Here is a 17,169-nt window from a genome sequence, read left to right as displayed (position 1 = left end):
CGAGGTCTCCCCTCGCCGGGAACCGTGCCCCCAATGCTCTACATAGACGAAACGCTAGTCAATAGACTTGTGGAACGATGAGAGTCTGGGCGGTACCCGCGCGGAACCCGGGCCGGACCCGCGCGATACTGGACGGCGTCCCTGCCACCCCGCGGCTGGACGGGCGCGCCCATCAGTGCCCGGAGGAGGAGCACATGGCCCGAACCGGCGAGGACGCGGCGCATCCGGAACCGAGATTCCGGCGCCGGCGCGAACTCGGCGCGGCGAGCGCGCGGTCGCTCCTGCTCACCGTGCTGGGCGAGTTCGTCCTGCCCGGCGGCGAGCCGGTGTGGACGGCGACGTTCCTGCGCGCGCTCGGGCAGCTCGGCGTCGAGGAGAAGGCCGTCCGGCAGGCGCTCGCCCGCAGCGCCGGCGAGGGCTGGCTCGCCGGTGAGCGGCACGGCCGCCGCACCGCCTGGCGGCTCACCCCGTCCGGGGAGCGGCTCCTCACCGACGGCACCGAGCGGATCTACGGCTTCGGCCGCCCGGTCGGCGCGTGGGACGGGCGCTGGCTGCTCGTCCTCGCCACCGTTCCGGAGACCAGCCGCCGCCTGCGCCACCTGCTGCGGACCCGGCTCGCCTGGAGCGGCCTCGGCAACCTCTCCCCCGGCGTGTGGGTCAGCCCGCACCCCGAGCGCGAGCCCGAGGTCCGGGAGGTCCTCGCCGGGATCGGCGTCGCGGACGGCTCCACGCTGTTCACCGGGCGGCTCGGCGACCTGGCCGAGGCGCGGCGCGTGGCGCGCCAGGCGTGGGACCTGGACGAGATCGGGCTCGCCTACGAGGACTTCCTCGACGCCGTCGGCGCGCTGCGTCCCGCCGACGACCCGGGGACGTTCGCCGCGCACACCAGGCTCGTCCAGGAATGGCGCCGGTTCCCGTTCCTCGACCCCGGCCTGCCGGCGGCGCTCCTGCCCGACGACTGGAGCGGCGCGCAGGCGGTCGCGCTCTTCCACGAGCGGCACGACACCTGGCGCCCCGTCGCCGACCGCCAGTGGAAGGCGATGAGCGCCTGACGGCTCCCGCCGCCCCCGGGACCCGGCGGGACGGGGTGTAGGCGACGCGTCCCCGGGAAGTCGGGTAGGGGCCGGTGTCGTCGATGGGAGTCGTGGAAATGGGCAGCCTGATAGGGCGGAACCTGCTCGCCGGAGCCGATCCCGACGTCGCCGCCGACTCCGGCTACGCCGACCACCCGCCCCGCATGGGGTTCTTCACCGACACGTCGGTGTGCATCGGCTGCAAGGCGTGCGAGGTGGCGTGCAAGGAATGGAACGCCGTCCCCGAGGACGGCCTTGAGTTCACCGGCATGTCCTACGACAACACCCAGGGCCTCGGCGCCGACACCTGGCGGCACGTCGCGTTCATCGAGCAGAGCAAGCCGATCGGCCAGAACGAGACCGGCGTCGACCACGGCGCGCCGCCGGGCGCGGGCGGCATGCGCTGGCTGATGGCCTCCGACGTGTGCAAGCACTGCACGCACGCCGCGTGCCTCGACGTGTGCCCCACCGGCTCGCTGTTCCGCACCGAGTTCGGCACGGTGGTCGTCCAGCAGGACATCTGCAACGGTTGCGGCTACTGCGTGCCCGCCTGCCCGTACGGGGTCATCGACCAGCGCAAGGGCGACGGGCGGGTCTGGAAGTGCACCCTGTGCTACGACCGGATCGGCGTGGGGCAGGAACCCGCGTGCGCGAAGGCGTGCCCGACCGACTCGATCCAGTTCGGCCCGCTGGACGAGCTCCGCGAGCGGGCCGCGCTGCGCGTGGACCAGCTCCACGACCTGGGCGTCGAGGACGCGCGCCTCTACGGGCACGACCCGGACGACGGCGTCGGCGGCGACGGCGCCTTCTTCCTCCTGCTGGACGAGCCGGAGGTGTACGGGCTGCCACCGGACCCGGTCGTCACCACGCGCGACCTGCCGTCCATGTGGCGGCACGCCGGAGTCGCCGCCGCCACGCTGCTCGGCGGGCTCGCCGCCGTCTTCGCCGCGCACGGCCGCAAGGGGGGCGCGCGATGAGCTCGTCGGAGGTCGGCAAGGAGGGCGTGCGCGGCGAACGGCCCGGCCGGGAGGCCCAGATCGGCAAGGGGCTGCGCGGCCGGGGACGGCGCGGCCGGGGACGGCGCGGAGGGCGCCGGGGCGGGCGCGGCGAGAAGGCCATGGTGCCGGAGGCCGAGTTCACCTCCTACTACGGCAGGCCCATCCTGAAACCGCCGGTGTGGAAGTCCTTCGACGTCGCGGGGTACTTCTTCCTCGGCGGGCTGGCCGGCGCGGGGTCGGTGCTCGCCGCCGGCGCCCAGCTCACCGGGCGGCCGGCGGCCGCGCGGGCGCTGAAGATCTCCTCGCTGGCCGCCATCTGCGGGTCCACGGCCGCGCTCGTCCACGACCTCGGGCGCCCGGAGCGGTTCTACAACATGCTGCGCGTCATGAAGCCGACGTCGCCGATGAGCGTCGGCTCCTGGCTGCTGGCCGCATACGGCCCCTCCGCGGGCGCCGCCGCCGCGCTGGAGGTGACCGGGCTGTTCCCGCGCCTCGGACGCGCCGCCACCGCCGGAGCCGCCGTGCTCGGCCCTGCCGTCGCCGCCTACACCGCCGTGCTCGCTGCCGACACCGCCGTCCCCGCCTGGCACGAGGCGCACCGCGAGCTGCCGTTCGTCTTCGTCGGCTCGGCCGCCGCCGCGGCGGCGGGCATGGCGCTGGTCGCCGCGCCCGTCCGGGAGAACGCCCCGATGCGCACCGCCGCCGTGCTCGGCGCCGGCCTGGAACTGGCCGCGGCGAAGGTGCTGGAGCGCCGGGCAGGGCCGGCCGCCGAACCGTACAAGCGCGGCAGGGGCGGGGCCTACATGCGCGCGGGCGAGATCCTCTCCGCCGCGGGCACCGCGGGCTGCGTCCTGCTCGGCGGGCGCAGCCGGACCGCGGCGGCATTGAGCGGGGCGGCCCTCCTGGCGAGTTCGGCCTGCACGCGTTTCGGCGTCTTCCACGCGGGCGTGCAGTCGGCCGAGGACCCCAAGTACACCGTCGTTCCCCAGCGGGAACGCCTCGCCGGACGCGACGCGGCATCCGCCTCCTGAGACTGCCGTCTTTCTGCAAGTTCATTGAAACCTTGCGCAAGCTCTTGACCTGATTGCAAGAAGAGAGCATTCTCGCGTTGCTCGCGGACGGCCGTCCCCCACCCCTTCAGGCGCCCGCCAGGCGCCCTGTGACAGGAGTTCGCCGAATGTCTGCCAACGACGCCCCACGCGCAAGAGCCCCCCGCCGCCGGTCGCTGCTCGCCGCCGGCCTCCTCGTCCTCGCCGGGACGGCGCCCGTCGCCGCCCTGCTCCCCGACCGTCCCGCCAGTGCCGCCGCCTCCCTCAACGACAGTGACGTCACCGCCAACCTCTGGGAATGGAACTGGCCGTCCGTCGCGGCCGCGTGCACCGAGCACCTCGGGCCCGCCGGGTACGGGGCCGTGCAGGTAGCGCCGCCGGCCGAGTCGGTCAGCCTGGCCTCGACCAACGACGGCCCCCACCCGTGGTGGGAGGTGTACCAGCCCGTCTCCTACGGCCTGACCAGCAGGCTCGGGACCCGCGCCCAGTTCTCCTCCATGGTCACCGCCTGCCACGACGCGGGCGTCCGCGTCTACGTGGACGCGGTCGTGAACCACATGGCGGGCCACAACAACACGGTGAACACCGCCTACGGCGGGTCGACCTTCGATCCCGGCGGGTTCGCCTACCCGGCCGTCCCTTACGGGTACGGCGACTTCCACCACGCCAACGACGGGTACTGCAACGACGACGACGCGGGCATCGACGACTGGAACAACACCTCAGAGGTGCAGAACTGCGAACTGGTCTCGCTGTCGGACCTGAAGACCCAGTCCGGCTACGTGCGCGACAAGATCGCCGGATATCTCAACGACCTGATCGGCCTCGGCGTGGACGGGTTCCGGGTCGACGCCGCCAAGCACATCGCCCAGGGCGACTTCGCCGCCGTCAAGAGCGCCCTGCACACCACCACGGCCGAGGGCAGGGCGCCCTACATCGCACAGGAGATCGTCCCAGGGTCGACCGCGGCCGACCTGAGGCCGTCGGCCTTCACCGCGAACGGCGACGTGCTCGGCTTCTCCTACGCCCAGGGCTTGAAGACGCAGTTCCAGAACGGGACGCTGTCGAACCTGTCGGGCATCCCGTCCTGGTCGCTGGACGCGGACGGCTCCCGGACCCACACGATGATCACCAACCACGACACCGAGCGGGACGGGTCCACGCTCAACTACAAGAACGGCTCCGACTACCCCCTCGCGACCTACTTCCTGCTGGCCTACCCCTACGGCAGGCCATCGGTGTACGACGGGTTCACCTGGTCGTCGGCCGGGCAGTCGCCGCCCGCCGACTCCCGCGGGTTCGTCACCGGCGCGAACTGCTCGAACGGCTGGCAGTGCCTCACCCGCTCGACCGGGATGAAGGGCATGGTCGGCTGGCACAACGCGACAGCGTCCGCCACGGCGGTCGGCAACTTCACGGCCACCGCGGGGAACGTCATCGGGTTCAGCCGCGGCTCGAAGGGCTGGATCGGCTTCAACGACTCCGCCGGCCCGTCCACCGCGTCCTACAGGACCGGGCTCGCGGACGGCGTCTACTGCGACGTCATCACCGGCGGCCTCGGTGGGAGCGGCTGCCAGGGCACCGCCGTCACCGTGTCGGGCGGGACGGCGACCGTGACGATCCCCGCGGGCGGCGCCGTCGCGATCCACGTGGACGCCCGGTCCGGGCAGACCCAGCCGCCCACCTCCGACCCCGGAACGGTCTCCGACACCTTCAACGTCACCGCCTCCACGACCTGGGGAACGAGCGTCTACCTCGTCGGCGACACCCCGGCGCTCGGCTCGTGGGACACGGCCAAAGCGGTCAGGCTGTCCCCGTCCGGCTACCCGGTCTGGAACGGGACGGTCACGCTGCCCGCCAACACCAAGATCGAATACAAGTACGTCAAGAAGACCGACGCGGGGGCCGTGACGTGGGAGGGCGGGGCCAACCGCACCTACACGACCGGCACGTCGAGCCGCACCGCCGACGACACCTGGCGATAGCCGCCGCGCGGCCGGCCTCCGCGCGGGCGGAGGCCGGCCCCGGCACGTGTCAGGAGCGCGGCGTGCGGAAGAGGGTCTCCTGCGTGAGACTGGCGACGAGCACGCCGTCCCGGGTGTGGATCGTTCCGGTGTACCAGCCGCGCCCGGCGGCGACCGTCTGCGGGACGAGGTCCATCAGCACCCAGTCGTCCATCCGGACCGGCCGGTGGAACCAGACGGCGTGGTCGAGGCTGGACCCCGACCGCGCGGCGCCGTCGTGCAGCGCGATCAGCCCGCTGGAGATGTCGGACAGGTACGTCAGCACGCACGCGTGCAGCAGGTCGTCGTCCGGCAGCGGCACGGTGCAGCGCGACCACAGCCGCGTCGGGAAGTCGGCCGCCTCGTAGGGCTGCGGCGGCACGCGGCTCTCCATGGAGAACAGCCGCGGGACCGGGGAGGCCGGGAGGTTCTCCGGCCCCGGGACCCGCGGCGCCGGGTGCACCTGCCGGTCCTCGTCGTCGGCGGGCCGCTGGAACGACACCGACATGTTGAAGATGACCTCGCCGCCCTGCAGCGCCACCACGCGGCGCGCCGAGAACGAGCGGCCGTCGCGGTCCCGGTCCACCCGGAAGATCGTCGGCCGGGCCGCGTCGCCGCCGCGCAGGAAGTAGCCGTGCAGCGAGTGCGGCAGCCGCCCCTCCGGGACGGTGCCGCCCGCCGCGCGCAGCGCCTGCGCCGCGACCTGCCCGCCGTACAGCGGGTACGGGTCGTCGAAGACGAGGGCGCCCCGGTAGAGGTCCCGGTCGAGCTCTTCCAGGTCCAGCAGGTCCAGGACGGAATGAAGGGATTCCGACCGCGCTTCGGGCTCTTCGGAGATCGAGGGTCGCACGCTCGTGACGTTATCCGACCCGGGCGTGGTCCGGCCGGGCGGGCACCGCGGTCAGCCCTCCGGCGTCTCGGCGGGGCGCTTGCCGGGACGCCAGAAGGCGGCCAGCAGCAGGGCGGCGCCGAGTCCCCCGGCCAGGGTGGTGACGGCCAGGCCCGTCCAGCCCGACAGGTCGTCCTCGATTCCGAGGGCGCGGTCCAGGGAGACCGCGCCGCCGCCGAGCGCACCGAGGGCGCACGCCACCATGATGATCATGACGACGTACTCGTAGCCCTGCCCGGGGCGGAAGATGAAGAAGCCGTTGCGGAGATGGGCGATGACGAACGCCACCGCCATCGTGCCCACCGCTCCCGCGGCCGCCGGCGGCGTCAGCAGCCCGAGCAGCAGCAGGACGCCCGCACCCAGCTCGGTGACGGTCGCCATCAACGCGTGCAGCCGCCCCGGCCGCAACCCCATCGACGCGAACCAGCCCGCCGTGCCCTCGATCCTCCCGCCGCCGAACGCGTGGTTCCAGCCATGCGCGATCAGCGTGCCGCCCACGGACACCCGCAGAACCAGGGAGGCGATGTCCGCCCCCGCCGCGTCGACAGCCATGCCCGGCCCCTTCCTCGTGCGCTGGAAACGTCCAGCAACGTACCGGAACGGGCGGGTGGTCAACACTCCCTCGGGGTGGTCAGCCCTTTGTATGCGCGGCTGCCAATCACGGCGCGGCTTTCCTCAACGCCCTCCGTATCGCGTCCCGGACGGCCGGGTTCACCATGTCGGCACCCATCAGCACAGGAACGTACTTCTGAAGGGATGCCCCCATGAGATTCCGACATTCCGCCGCGCCGGGCTCCGGCGGGCGGCCGCGCCGCGGCCTCGCCGCCCTCGCGGGCGCCGCCGCCCTCGCCCTCGCCCTCGTCCAGGCGCCCGCCGCGCACGCGCTCCCCCCGCAGGACGTGCCCGGGATCGGCGTCGACACCGGGCGGTTCAAGCTGCCCATCGGCTGCACGATCGCGCTCGCCGGGCTGCCGGTGTTCTACCTGCCGACGGACGTGGACGTGCAGGGCGTGGCGCCCGTCCAGCTCGGGCCCGGCCAGGAGTTCTGGCTGACCCAGGGCTCGGGGAGCATCACCTTCCCCGAGTGGCTGACCGCACTGGCCCCGATCCTGGGGATCACCAGGGCCGACGCCCGGGTCACCGACCTCACCATCGGCGCGAGCGACTCCACGCCCTCGGCCATCAACATCGCCGAGGACGAGCCGTTCGAGATCAAGGACATCCCGGTCGAGGCCGGCAAGCCCCTCAAGGTCGGCCTGCCCCTGTCGGGGACGTTCGACGTCGGCCCGTACAAGGCGCCCGACGGCGGCAAGGTCACGCTGGCCTTCGACCACGCGTTCGCCGAGGTGGACCTGAAGTCGCAGGCCGGGTTCAGCCTGCCGATCACGGCCGACTGCAAGCCGTCGGCCGGCAACGCGCTGCTGACGATCGGCGTCGGCGGTGCGCCGGGGCGGCCGCCCGCCAAGATCTCCGGTGCCCCGCTGAACTTCCCCGAGCCGAAGTCGAACGAGCTGGTGGGCATCATCAACGCCCCGTACAGGTGCACCCTCGGCGGCGAGCCGCTCGACGTCGGCATCGCGGTCGGCGCCCGCATCCCGCTCGTGGCCAGGCGGGGCGGCTCGTTCTCCTTCACCGAGGCGAGCGGCGCGCTGGTGATCCCTGCCGGTACGGTGAACCGGCTGGTCGACAAGGGCTACGGCTCGGTGTCCGGCACGGTCACCGCCCTGAACCTGGAGGTGGAGGGCGGCACGCCGGCCCGGCAGAACGTGATCCCCGCAGGCGGCATCGCCATCCCGAGGACGCCGCTCGTGCGCGACGGGCAGATCACGGTGCCGCTGCCCGGCACCGGCACGCTGACCGCCGGCCCGTTCACCCCCTCCTCCGGCGCCGAGAGCGTCTCGGTCGGGCTCGGCTCGGCCGCCGCCGAACTGTCCTTCGACGGCGCACCCGGCGCCGCCCCCGCGACGTGCGACGCGCCGTCCCCGAAGGTCTACCTGGTCGACAACCCGGTGACCTGACGGGCGGCCCGGCCGGACGGCGACGGCGCCCGCCGTCCGGCAGGCCGCACCGCCCTCTCCCCCGCATATCCCGTCGCCCGTGGGGCAGATCACACAAAGTCAGGCTCCGTATCGCGTCACATCCGGGCGCGTACCGCCCCTCTATCTCTGTGAACGGCGCGAGCGCGGAGAGCGTGGGAGGCGGCATGGACAGCGTGGCGAGGAAGTTCGACCTGACGATGCTGTACGCCGCCTACGACGCCTTCCGCCGCGACGCGGCCCGGTTGGAGACGGCGGCGGCGCGGACCGCCGCCCGGCCCGGCTCCGGTCTCGGCTGGGCCCCGGCCGCGAGCACCTGGTCCCTGTTCACCTCCCACTGGAGCCTCCAGGACCGCGCCGAGAAGAACGCCCTCTGGACGGTCATGTACGCCAAGGACGCCGACGGGCCCGGTCGGATCGGCGTGGTCCTCGACGCCATGGCGGCGCTGGCGTTGAAGGCCGTCCCGCTGATCGACGGCGTGGACGCGGCGCTGGAGCACCGCGACCGCGCCGCGTTCGCCGGGTACGCGCGCGACCTGCGGGCCTCGGTGGACGCGCTGCTGGACTTCAAGGAGTCCAACGCCCTGCCCCTGATCCAGGAGGCCCTCACCCCGTTCGAGTGGGGCACCTTCGACGTGGAGTTCCGCCGCGGGCTGGGGCTTCGCGGACTCGGGGTGTTCCTGCCCTGGCTGCTCGACGGCGCCCCGGACGGCACCCGCCGCGCCGTGCTGGGGCTGCTCCCGCCGCCGATCCGGCTCTGCTACCGGGCGCGCTGGCGTCCGCGCTACCTGCGCCGCGGCAGGCTCGCCGTCCCGGCGCCCTGACCCCCGCCCGCCCGAGACGGCGCGTCAACGCCCCGCCGTGTGACGCGGTCCACATCCAGGAATGTCACATTTTCCGGCCGAGGTCGGTCTTTTTCCCAGAAGCGCGACTGCCCAGAGCGCGACGGAGGGATGCGGACGATGGCGGGAACGACGGCGCCCGGCGGGGCGCGGGCCGGCACACGGAGGCCGCCCAAGGGAGTGGACGTCACGGTTCGGGCGCTGGACGAGCGGTTCGGCACCACCGGATTCGCGCGCAAGGCGCTGCGCAAGGCCTTCCCGGACCAGTGGACCTTCCTGCTCGGCGAGATCGCCATGTACTCCTTCGTGATCATTCTGCTGACCGGGGTGTACCTGACGCTGTTCTTCAAGCCGAGCATGCACGAGGTCGTCTACAACGGCTCGTACACGAAGCTGAAGGGCGTGGAGATGAGCGAGGCGTACGCCTCCTCACTCAAGATCAGCTTCGACGTGCGGGGCGGCCTGCTCGTCCGGCAGATCCACCACTGGTCGACGCTCATCTTCATGGGCTCGATCCTCGTGCACATGCTGCGCAACTTCTTCACCGGAGCGTTCCGCAAGCCCCGCGAGCTGAACTGGCTGATCGGCATCGCCATGTTCATGCTCGTGATGCTGAACGGCCTGTTCGGCTACTCGCTGCCGGACGACCTGCTCTCCGGCACGGGCCTGCGCATCCTGGAAGGCGTGCTCGCGTCGATCCCGCTGGTCGGCTCGTACGCGGTGATGTTCCTGTTCGGCGGCGAGTACCCGGGCACCGACATCATCCCGCGCCTGTACGTCATCCACGTGCTGCTGATCCCCGGCATCCTGGCGGCGCTGATCCCGCTGCACGCCGTGGTGCTGACCTGGCGGCAGACGCACACGCAGTTCCCGGGCAAGGGCAGCTCGAACACGACCGTCCGCGGCTACCCGTTCTTCCCGGTCTTCATCGCCAAGACGACGGCGTTCTTCCTGTGGGTGCTGGGCGTGACGACGCTGCTGGCCGCGTTCTTCCAGATCAACCCGATCTGGCTGTTCGGGCCCTACGACCCCGGGGCGATCAGCGCCGGGTCGCAGCCCGACTGGTACATGGGCTGGCTGGAGGGCGCGCTGCGGATCATGCCGTCCTGGGAGATCAGCGCCTGGGGCCACACCGTCGCGATGAGCGTGGTCGTCCCGGCCCTCGTGGTGCCCGGGCTGCTCTTCACCGGCCTGGCCGTCTACCCGTTCCTGGAACGCTGGGTGACCGGCGACTCGCAGATCCACCACCTGCTGGACCGGCCCCGCGACGTCCCGGCGCGCACCGGCATCGGCGTCGGCGGCGTGGTCTTCTACGGGGCGCTGTGGCTCGCGGGCGGCAACGACGTCCTCTCCCACAAGTTCGACGTCTCGCTGTTCTGGACGACGTGGTTCTTCCGTTTCCTCATCATCCTCGGACCGGTGCTGGCCTACGTCGTCACCTACCGGATCTGCGTCGGCCTGCAACACCGCGACCTCGGCCTGGCCCAGCACGGCCTGGAGACCGGCGTCATCCGCCAGTCGCCGGACGGGAGGTTCAGCGAGGTCGAGCGCCCGCTCCCGGACGAGGCGATCGCCGCGATCACCGATCCGCGCCCGGCCCCCGCCGCCGACCTGGACGTCCCGCCGCCCGTCGACGGCATCGACAGCCCCCGCGGCCGCACCGCCATGGGACGCATGCGCGCCGCCCTCAACCGCCGCTTCCGGGCCGATCTGGCCGCCGTCCCCGAACGCCGCCCGGTCGAATCCGACGGCGAGCGGCCGGCGATCGAGGAGAAGGCCGCGTCACGCTGACCCGGGCCGCTCGAACAGGAGGCGGATGACCGGGTCGGCGGCCTTCACGGGGTCGTCGCCGAGGTCCCGCAGGGCGCCGCTCAGCCACAGGTGGGCGAAGCCGTGCACGATCGACCAGGCGGCGATCCCGGCCGTCCGGTCCCCCGCGGCACGGCCGGGCGCGGCGCCGCGGACGCCCTCGGCGAGGGCCCGGCCGGCGCGGTCTCGGGCGGCGGCCACCTCCGGGTCGTCCGGGCGGTAGAGCGCGGGCGCGAACATGACCTCGAAGTGGACCCGGTGCTCGACGGCGAACCGCACGTAGGCGAGCCCGACGCCGTGCAGGTCGCTCCCGGCGGCCTCCAGGGCGTCGGCGAACAGCGTGTACCCCTCGGCGGCGACGGCCGTCAGCACGCCGGCCTTGTCGCCGAAGTGGTGGGCGGGCGCGGCGTGCGACACCCCGGCGCGGCGCGCCAGCTCGCGCAGGCTCCACGTCGCCGGGCCCGCCTCGGCGATCGCCTCGATGGCGGCGTCGAGTACGGCGCGCCTCAGGTTGCCATGGTGGTAGCCGTCACCGCTCATGCCCGAGATCCTAGGGCGGGAGGACGGGCGGGCCGTCAGTCCTGTTCCTTGGCGAACGCGCGGAGGCGGGCCAGGTCCACCACGGTGATCCTGCGCCAGCCGGTGCGGATCAGGCCCTCGCGGCGCAGCCCGCTGAGCGCGCGGGCGACGGTCTCCCGGGAGGCGTCCATCCAGCTGCCGAGCTCCTCCTGCGACAGCGGCGGCCCGATCTCGATCGACCCGTCCTCGGCGGGCGGGGCGTGGTGGGCCGAGCGCTCCGCCAGGTCGGCGAGCAGGGACGCCAGGCGCTCCGGGCCCCGGCTCGTGATGTGGGCGGTCAGCCGCCGGTCGGAGTCGTCCATGCGCTGGACGAAGGTGCCGGTGACGAGCATCCACACGTCCGGGTGCGCGTCCAGGAACCCGGTGAAGCGTGCCGCGGGGACGACCAGGGCGCGGATCGGGGCCAGCGCGGTGACGGTCGCGGCGCGCGGCCGCCCGCCGAGCACCGCGCTCTCGGCGAGCAGGTCGCCGGGGCCGCGCACGGCCAGCACCACGTCGTGGCCGTCCTCGGTCGCGGAGGTCACCTTCGCCCAGCCCCGCTCGATGATGATCACATGGTCGGACTCGTCGCCCTGGTACACGAGCGGCGCCTTGACCGGGAACGTGCGAGGACGCGCGGCGTTGCGCAGAGCGGTGCGCTGCTCGGGTTCGAGCGCCGACCAGAACGCGGAAGGCGGAGAGGACGCCGCGTACGGTACCAACAGCCGCCTCCTTTGCTCAGGGTTACCTGAACTGTAAACCCGCAGGCCCTCACTTGGGGACGGCGATAAGGCGCACGGCGAGCCCCGTGAAGACGGTCCCGCTGAAGATGTTCAGGGCGCGGGCGACGCGGCGGCTGCGCCGCAGCAGGTTCGCGAGGCGGCCGGAGAGCAGGCCGACGCAGCCGTCCACGGCAAGGCCGATCAGGACGAGGGTGACCCCGAGGACGAGCAGCTGCACCATCGGATGCCCCATGGAGGGGTTCACGAACTGCGGCAGGAAGGCGATGTTGAAGAGGATCACCTTGGGGTTCAGCAGGTTCGTGACGACGCCCTGCCAGAACGCGCGGAGCCGCCCCGGGCCGACGGGGGCCGCGTCCTCCTCGCCGGATTCGCCGCGGTCCCGGAACGACTTGATCGCGAGGTAGAGCAGGTAGGCGGCACCGGCCCAGCGCAGCACGTGGTACAGCGCCGGCAGCGCGGTGAACAGGGCGGAGAGGCCCAGTGTCGCGGCGACCGCGTGGGTCAGTGCGCCGGTGGCGACCCCCGCCGCGGCCATGAGGCCCGTGCCCGGGCCGCCGCGCCCGCCCATCGCGACGATGAACATCATGTCGGGGCCGGGCGTGACGCAGAGCGCGAGGGCGGCGACAACGAACGCCGCATAAAGGGAGGTATCGACCATGCCGAAATCATGCGGCAGGAGACCGCCGCTCCGCGAGTGCATTACGCTCCGGCGTCCACGCGCCGCCGGCCCTGGGCGTCAGGCCGGCCCTGGCGGCAGGGGCTCGATCGTCAGGGCCTCGTGGTCGAAGGACAGGTATCCGCCGATCTTCGCCGCGTCCTCCAGGGGCTCCTCGTACGACCAGGCGGCGTCCTCGGCGCCGGCCAGCGACCAGTACGTCGCCTCGCCCTTGTACGGGCAGAAGGTCCGCTTCTCGCTGCGGGTCAGCAGGTCGCGGCGGACGTCCTCGGCCGGGATGTAGTACCGGTTGCGCAGCCCGGTCTCCGACAGCAGCTTCGGCCGCCCGGTCTCGGCGACGACCTCGCCGTCGAGCAGCACCCGCACACGCCGGGACGTGGCGCGGGCGTCGACGCGGTGGAACGGGTCGCGCAGATGGCCGTGGACCTCCTCGTCCTCGTCGAACCAGGCGTCCATCCGGCCCCAGTAGAAGGCCATGTGCCCGCGCAGCCACGCCGACTCCGGCTTCGGATCCGGATATCCCCAGACCGCGTTCTCGGCCGCCCGGTCGCCCACGCGTACCGTCCAGTACACGGCGTCGCCCTTGAACGGGCAGTGCGTGGTGTGGGCGGTCTCCTCCAGCAGGTCGGAGCGCACGTCCTCCTCGGGGACGTACAGCACGGGCAGCAGCCCGGTCTCGTGCAAGAACTTCCCGCGCTCGGTGTCCAGCACCGTCTCCCCCGCGAACCGGGCACGTACCCGGCGCGGGAAGTCGTGCATGAACAACCGGTGCGCCGGCCCATCGATCGTGAAGTTGACCTCGTCGCCGGGCGAACCGGCGAGCGGGCCCGGCTGCATGGTCAAGGACATGGCGCGGCTCCTCAGACTGCCTGACTATTCGACGCCGGTAGGCATCGTCTCCAGTTCACCACGGCGCGGCTTTCCCGGCGTGGCATGGCGGCGCCCCCCTCGCGTCCTCCATCGCGTTGCTGGTCCTCCTCTTCGCGTTCCCTTGATACGGGAATCGATTCGCACCCGGCCGGGATTCGTCGGCGCTAGGCGTCACGCCGGATGCCGGTGGTGCGGGCGCGGTAGGCGCTGGGCGTCTGCCCGTAGGCGGCGCGGAACGCGCGGCTGAAGGCCGCGGCGTCCGGCAGGCCCCAGCGGTTGGCGATCGCGCCGATCCGCTGCGTGCCGAGGAACGGGTCGCCGAGTTCGCGGCGGCAGTGCTCCAGGCGGCGGGTCCGGACGTACCGGGCGACGGTCGTCCCGGTCGGCGCGAACACCCGGTAGAGCTGGCGGACGGAGATGTGGTGCGCGGCCGCGATCGCGGCGGGGCTCAGCGACGGGTCGTGCAGGCGCGCCTCGATCCACTCCTCGATCGCCCGCAGCATCTCCGCTCCCTCCGGCGACGGGCACGAGGGCGCGCCCAGCCACTCGCCGGCCGCGCCGGTGACCAGCTCGACCAGCGCGCCGCCGAGGTGGCGGGCGTAGATCCCGTCGGCCGTGCCGACCAGGTCGTCGGCCGCGGCCCCGTCCCCCGCGGCGGGCCCGGCGCCGTTCGCGGCGTCGCCCCCGCCGGCGTCCTCGGCGCCGCTCTCGGCCAGGGCGCCGAGGAAGGACGAGACGAGCCGCCCGGTCCGGGCCCGCCCGCCGAGCAGGGTGCCGCCGAACGCGGCGAGGCGCTCCTGCGGGAGCGGGACGGCGCTGTGCGGGATCACGACGGTGAAGATGTGGTGGGCGTCGAAGGAGATCTCGACCGGACGGGTGAGGTCGTAGAACACCACGTCCCCCGCCCCGACCACGGCCCGGCGGCCGTTCTGCCGCAGCACGCACGAGCCCCGCAGCACCAGGCCGAGCTTGTAGCACTCGCGGGTGTCGCGGGCGATCTGCCGGGCGCTGCGCCGCACCGCGTGCGCGGGCGCGTACACCTCGCCGGTCTCCACCGGACCCAGCGCCCGGCCGCTCAGCCGGGCGGCGAACCCGCCGGGCAGGCGCGGCTGCACGTGGAACGGCCCGAAGGCCGAGCTGATCAGGTGGCGCCAGAAGTCCGCCTGGTCGCGGGCAGGGTGGTCCGAGGTGTCAACGAGCGTGGGCATGACGCTCCTCCGGTCGGCGGGCGGGTCTCGGACGCCACCCGCAAGGCTTCTACGGCGCGTCAGGAAGGTCAATGAGCGAGTCAGCACGACGCTTCGGGCGGGCTTTGGCACTCGCCGCCAAAGTCACGGCACGCAGCGGCAAGACCGCCCCCTCCCCGGAGGCTTATACATGTCGCGGACTCGACTCCCAGGGAGCCCCGCCAACCGGAAGATCCCGGACGACCCCCGAGAGGAACCCCATGCCAGCGGACGAGCAGGAAACCGGCACCGGCCACCCCGGTGCCGGCGACGGCCAGGAGAACGGCCTCAGCCGCAAGAACTTCATCGTCGCCGCGGGCGCGGCGGGCATCGGCGCGCTCGCGCTGCCCACCGCCGTGTCCGCGGTGGCCGCGCCCGCGCAGGCCCGCACGGAGCAGCAGCCGCTCACCCCCACGCCCAAGTGCGACGACGGGGACGACTCCCCGACGCACTCGCAGATGGAGGGCCCCTACTTCAAGCCCGGCTCCCCCGAGCGCGCGTCGATCGTGACGCCCGGCATGCCGGGGACGCCCCTCACCGTGTCCGGAATCGTCTACTCGACGTCGTGCAGGCCGGTGGCCCACGCCCTGCTCGACTTCTGGCAGGCGGACTATTACGGCAATTACGACAATTACGGCTATACGCTACGTGGACATCAATACACGGACGCGTCGGGACGATTCACCCTGACGACGATCGTGCCCGGCCTCTACCCCGGCCGCACCCGGCACATCCACGTCAAGGCCCAGGCCCCCTACCGGCAGATCCTGACGACGCAGCTGTACTTCCCGAACGAGCCCCGGAACAGCTCCGACATGCTCTACGACCCCGCGCTGCTCATGAAGGTCCAGACCGGTCCCAGCGGACGCACCGCGAAGTTCGACTTCGTCCTGCAGGTGCCCTGACCGGGGTTCCGCGGCCGGATTCCGTCACCGCTCCCGCGGAATCCCGGCCCCCCGCCAAGGCGCCGGCGCGCCTTGGCGGGGGGCTCCCGCTATGACGCTGCGGTGGCTCCCGCCTGCGGTTTTTTGCGAGGTTCCCCCGGCGCGCCCCGCCGTTTCGCGGGGAACGGGACCGAGACGTGATGCGAATCGCCCACGAAACGGCAAAGGAATGGATAGTCTCCCACCGATCACTTTTAGTTGTGAGAAATCTGGGAGCACACGCCGCATGAGCGCTGCCAACCGGGCACAGGTCATCACACGGTGGGGGGCCATCGCCTTCATGGCGGCCGCGGTCCTGACCGCCACCGCCGGTGGCTTCGCCCAGTCCTATGCCGGTCTCTACCACTGGGCCCTGGAACACGGCCTGCGGGGCTGGAAGGCCGAGTCGTTCCCCCTGCTGGTCGACCTGTTCATCATCGTCGGTGAACTCGGGTTGTTCCTGCTGGCCATCGACGCCTTCGTCATCAAGCGCCGGGCCCTGATGAGCTGGCTCGACTTCTGCCTGCCGCTGACCATCGCCCTCGCGGGCTGGACGGCCAGCCTCATCTTCAACGTCGGCCACGTCGGCCACAAGACCTTCTCCTTCCAGGCGACCGCCGCGGTCCCGCCGATCGTGTCGATGCTCGGCCTGTTCGTCCTGCTGCGGACGCTGCACCGGTACGTGTCGCAGAAGACCGAGGAGGAGGAGGCCAAGCAGCCCGAGCCGCAGACGCGCGCGATCGCCGGGCCGGTCACGCTGAACCAGATCACGCTGATGCCGCTGCGCAACACCGGCCCGTTCCCGCAGATCCAGGTGCCCGGGTACTCCGGCAAGGCGATCGAGTCCGGGACCCCGGGCAGGGCGGAGGCCAAGGGTGCGCCCGCGCGCGAGGCCGCCCCGGCCGCGCCGGCCGCCTCCGCTCCGGCCGCGGCCCCCGCCGCGACCGAGGCCCCCGAGCCCGCGCCCGCGCCGGCCCCCGAGCCTGAGCCGGAGCTGGCCGTGGTCAGCGCCGCGTCGCGCGGCAGCCTCAACGGGCGCAGCTCCTACCGCGCCGCCTCCGAGGAGGCCGCGCCCGCCGGGCCCCCGCCGGAGAACCTGCGGTCCCTCGTCATCGACATCCTCGAACGCCGCCACGGCGACGTCGCCGCGACGCTCGCCGAGGTCAGGGCCGAGGGCTACCGCTGCGACGAGGCCGAGATCCAGCGGATCAGCGACAACCACTGGTTCCCGTACGCGGTGTACCGGCTGCTGGCCAAGCACCACGGCGACGGCGAGCTGGTCGCCCAGGAGCTGAGCGCCCAGGGCATCGTCTACGACCAGGTGACGCTGGACGCGCTCGTCCAGTCCTGGCGCGTCTGACCCCGCGCCCGTCGACGCGTTCCGGACCGGCCCGAGGCGCGCGGCGTGCCCGAACCGTTCCGCGGCCTCCCGGTAACGGCCGCGGATCGCGGCCGCGACGCCGCCGAGATGGGC

16 protein-coding genes are annotated in these 17,169 nt (G+C 72.8%); 9 read left to right on the top strand and 7 right to left on the bottom strand.

All coding sequences use genetic code 11. The annotated features are described in order from the left end of the window. Positions 1-77: 77 nt before the first annotated feature. The 4 genes from AB0H37_RS33410 (at position 78) to AB0H37_RS33395 (ending at position 5,105) form a co-directional block, all read left to right on the top strand. Positions 78-1,052 carry a PaaX family transcriptional regulator C-terminal domain-containing protein gene (locus AB0H37_RS33410; RefSeq protein WP_360616812.1) on the top strand — a complete coding sequence of 325 codons (975 nt, stop codon included), beginning with the start codon at positions 78-80 and terminating at the stop codon, positions 1,050-1,052. 185 nt (positions 1,053-1,237) lie between these two features. Beyond that, the gene (locus AB0H37_RS33405) at positions 1,238-2,050 is read left to right on the top strand and encodes a 4Fe-4S dicluster domain-containing protein (RefSeq protein WP_229810407.1); all 813 of its coding nucleotides are present in this window, start codon (positions 1,238-1,240) and stop codon (positions 2,048-2,050) included. Then, the gene (gene nrfD / locus AB0H37_RS33400; protein WP_360616811.1) at positions 2,047-3,102 is read left to right on the top strand and encodes an NrfD/PsrC family molybdoenzyme membrane anchor subunit; all 1,056 of its coding nucleotides are present in this window, start codon (positions 2,047-2,049) and stop codon (positions 3,100-3,102) included. Before AB0H37_RS33405 ends, nrfD begins: the two co-directional genes overlap by 4 nt. A gap of 146 nt (positions 3,103-3,248) precedes the next feature. Beyond that, a complete protein-coding gene (locus AB0H37_RS33395; protein WP_360616810.1) occupies positions 3,249-5,105 on the top strand; it encodes a carbohydrate-binding module family 20 domain-containing protein in 1,857 nt (618 codons plus the stop codon). Positions 5,106-5,154: 49 nt separating this feature from the next. On the opposite strand, the gene AB0H37_RS33390 is transcribed toward AB0H37_RS33395, so the two are convergent. Beyond that, the gene (locus AB0H37_RS33390) at positions 5,155-5,973 is read right to left on the bottom strand and encodes an acyl-CoA thioesterase domain-containing protein (protein ID WP_229810388.1); all 819 of its coding nucleotides are present in this window, start codon (positions 5,971-5,973) and stop codon (positions 5,155-5,157) included. 51 nt (positions 5,974-6,024) lie between these two features. Next, a complete protein-coding gene (locus tag AB0H37_RS33385) occupies positions 6,025-6,564 on the bottom strand; it encodes a DoxX family protein (protein ID WP_360616809.1) in 540 nt (179 codons plus the stop codon). Between the two features lie 212 nt (positions 6,565-6,776). Between AB0H37_RS33385 and AB0H37_RS33380 the strand changes: the two genes are divergently transcribed. From AB0H37_RS33380 to AB0H37_RS33370, 3 genes are all read left to right on the top strand, one after another. Next, on the top strand, positions 6,777-8,030 hold the full coding sequence (locus tag AB0H37_RS33380; protein ID WP_360616808.1) for a hypothetical protein: 1,254 nt from the start codon (positions 6,777-6,779) through the stop codon (positions 8,028-8,030). A gap of 185 nt (positions 8,031-8,215) precedes the next feature. Next, positions 8,216-8,872, top strand: coding sequence for a hypothetical protein (locus tag AB0H37_RS33375; RefSeq protein ID WP_360616807.1), 657 nt, complete (start codon positions 8,216-8,218; stop codon positions 8,870-8,872). Positions 8,873-9,010: 138 nt separating this feature from the next. Continuing rightward, on the top strand, positions 9,011-10,681 hold the full coding sequence (locus AB0H37_RS33370; RefSeq protein WP_329089052.1) for a ubiquinol-cytochrome c reductase cytochrome b subunit: 1,671 nt from the start codon (positions 9,011-9,013) through the stop codon (positions 10,679-10,681). On the opposite strand, the gene AB0H37_RS33365 is transcribed toward AB0H37_RS33370, so the two are convergent. From AB0H37_RS33365 to AB0H37_RS33345, 5 genes are all read right to left on the bottom strand, one after another. After that, entirely contained in the window at positions 10,673-11,239 is a 567-nt protein-coding gene (locus AB0H37_RS33365; protein WP_179835797.1) for a TetR/AcrR family transcriptional regulator, read from the bottom strand. The two genes, AB0H37_RS33370 and AB0H37_RS33365, sit on opposite strands and share 9 nt — an antisense overlap. A 35-nt stretch (positions 11,240-11,274) precedes the next feature. Then, positions 11,275-11,979 carry a Crp/Fnr family transcriptional regulator gene (locus AB0H37_RS33360; RefSeq protein WP_229810390.1) on the bottom strand — a complete coding sequence of 235 codons (705 nt, stop codon included), beginning with the start codon at positions 11,977-11,979 and terminating at the stop codon, positions 11,275-11,277. Between the two features lie 49 nt (positions 11,980-12,028). Beyond that, positions 12,029-12,658 carry a LysE family translocator gene (locus AB0H37_RS33355; protein ID WP_179835798.1) on the bottom strand — a complete coding sequence of 210 codons (630 nt, stop codon included), beginning with the start codon at positions 12,656-12,658 and terminating at the stop codon, positions 12,029-12,031. A 78-nt stretch (positions 12,659-12,736) separates the two neighbouring features. After that, positions 12,737-13,525, bottom strand: a complete 789-nt coding sequence (locus AB0H37_RS33350; RefSeq protein WP_329089045.1) for a DUF427 domain-containing protein — start codon at positions 13,523-13,525, stop codon at positions 12,737-12,739. Between the two features lie 185 nt (positions 13,526-13,710). Next, on the bottom strand, positions 13,711-14,754 hold the full coding sequence (locus tag AB0H37_RS33345; protein WP_360616806.1) for a helix-turn-helix domain-containing protein: 1,044 nt from the start codon (positions 14,752-14,754) through the stop codon (positions 13,711-13,713). Between the two features lie 239 nt (positions 14,755-14,993). Here AB0H37_RS33345 and AB0H37_RS33340 point away from each other — a divergent pair, with 239 nt between their 5' ends. Then, the gene (locus tag AB0H37_RS33340; protein ID WP_329089041.1) at positions 14,994-15,677 is read left to right on the top strand and encodes a dioxygenase; all 684 of its coding nucleotides are present in this window, start codon (positions 14,994-14,996) and stop codon (positions 15,675-15,677) included. A 265-nt stretch (positions 15,678-15,942) separates the two neighbouring features. Continuing rightward, positions 15,943-17,055, top strand: coding sequence for a DUF2637 domain-containing protein (locus AB0H37_RS33335; protein ID WP_360616805.1), 1,113 nt, complete (start codon positions 15,943-15,945; stop codon positions 17,053-17,055). The last annotated feature ends 114 nt before the right edge of the window (positions 17,056-17,169 follow it).

The sequence above is a fragment of the Actinomadura sp. NPDC023710 genome (assembly GCF_040639875.1).
Taxonomy (GTDB): domain Bacteria; phylum Actinomycetota; class Actinomycetes; order Streptosporangiales; family Streptosporangiaceae; genus Spirillospora; species Spirillospora citrea.
Note: the sequence above shows the minus strand (reverse complement) of the source record. Positions and strands in the feature narration are given on the sequence as shown.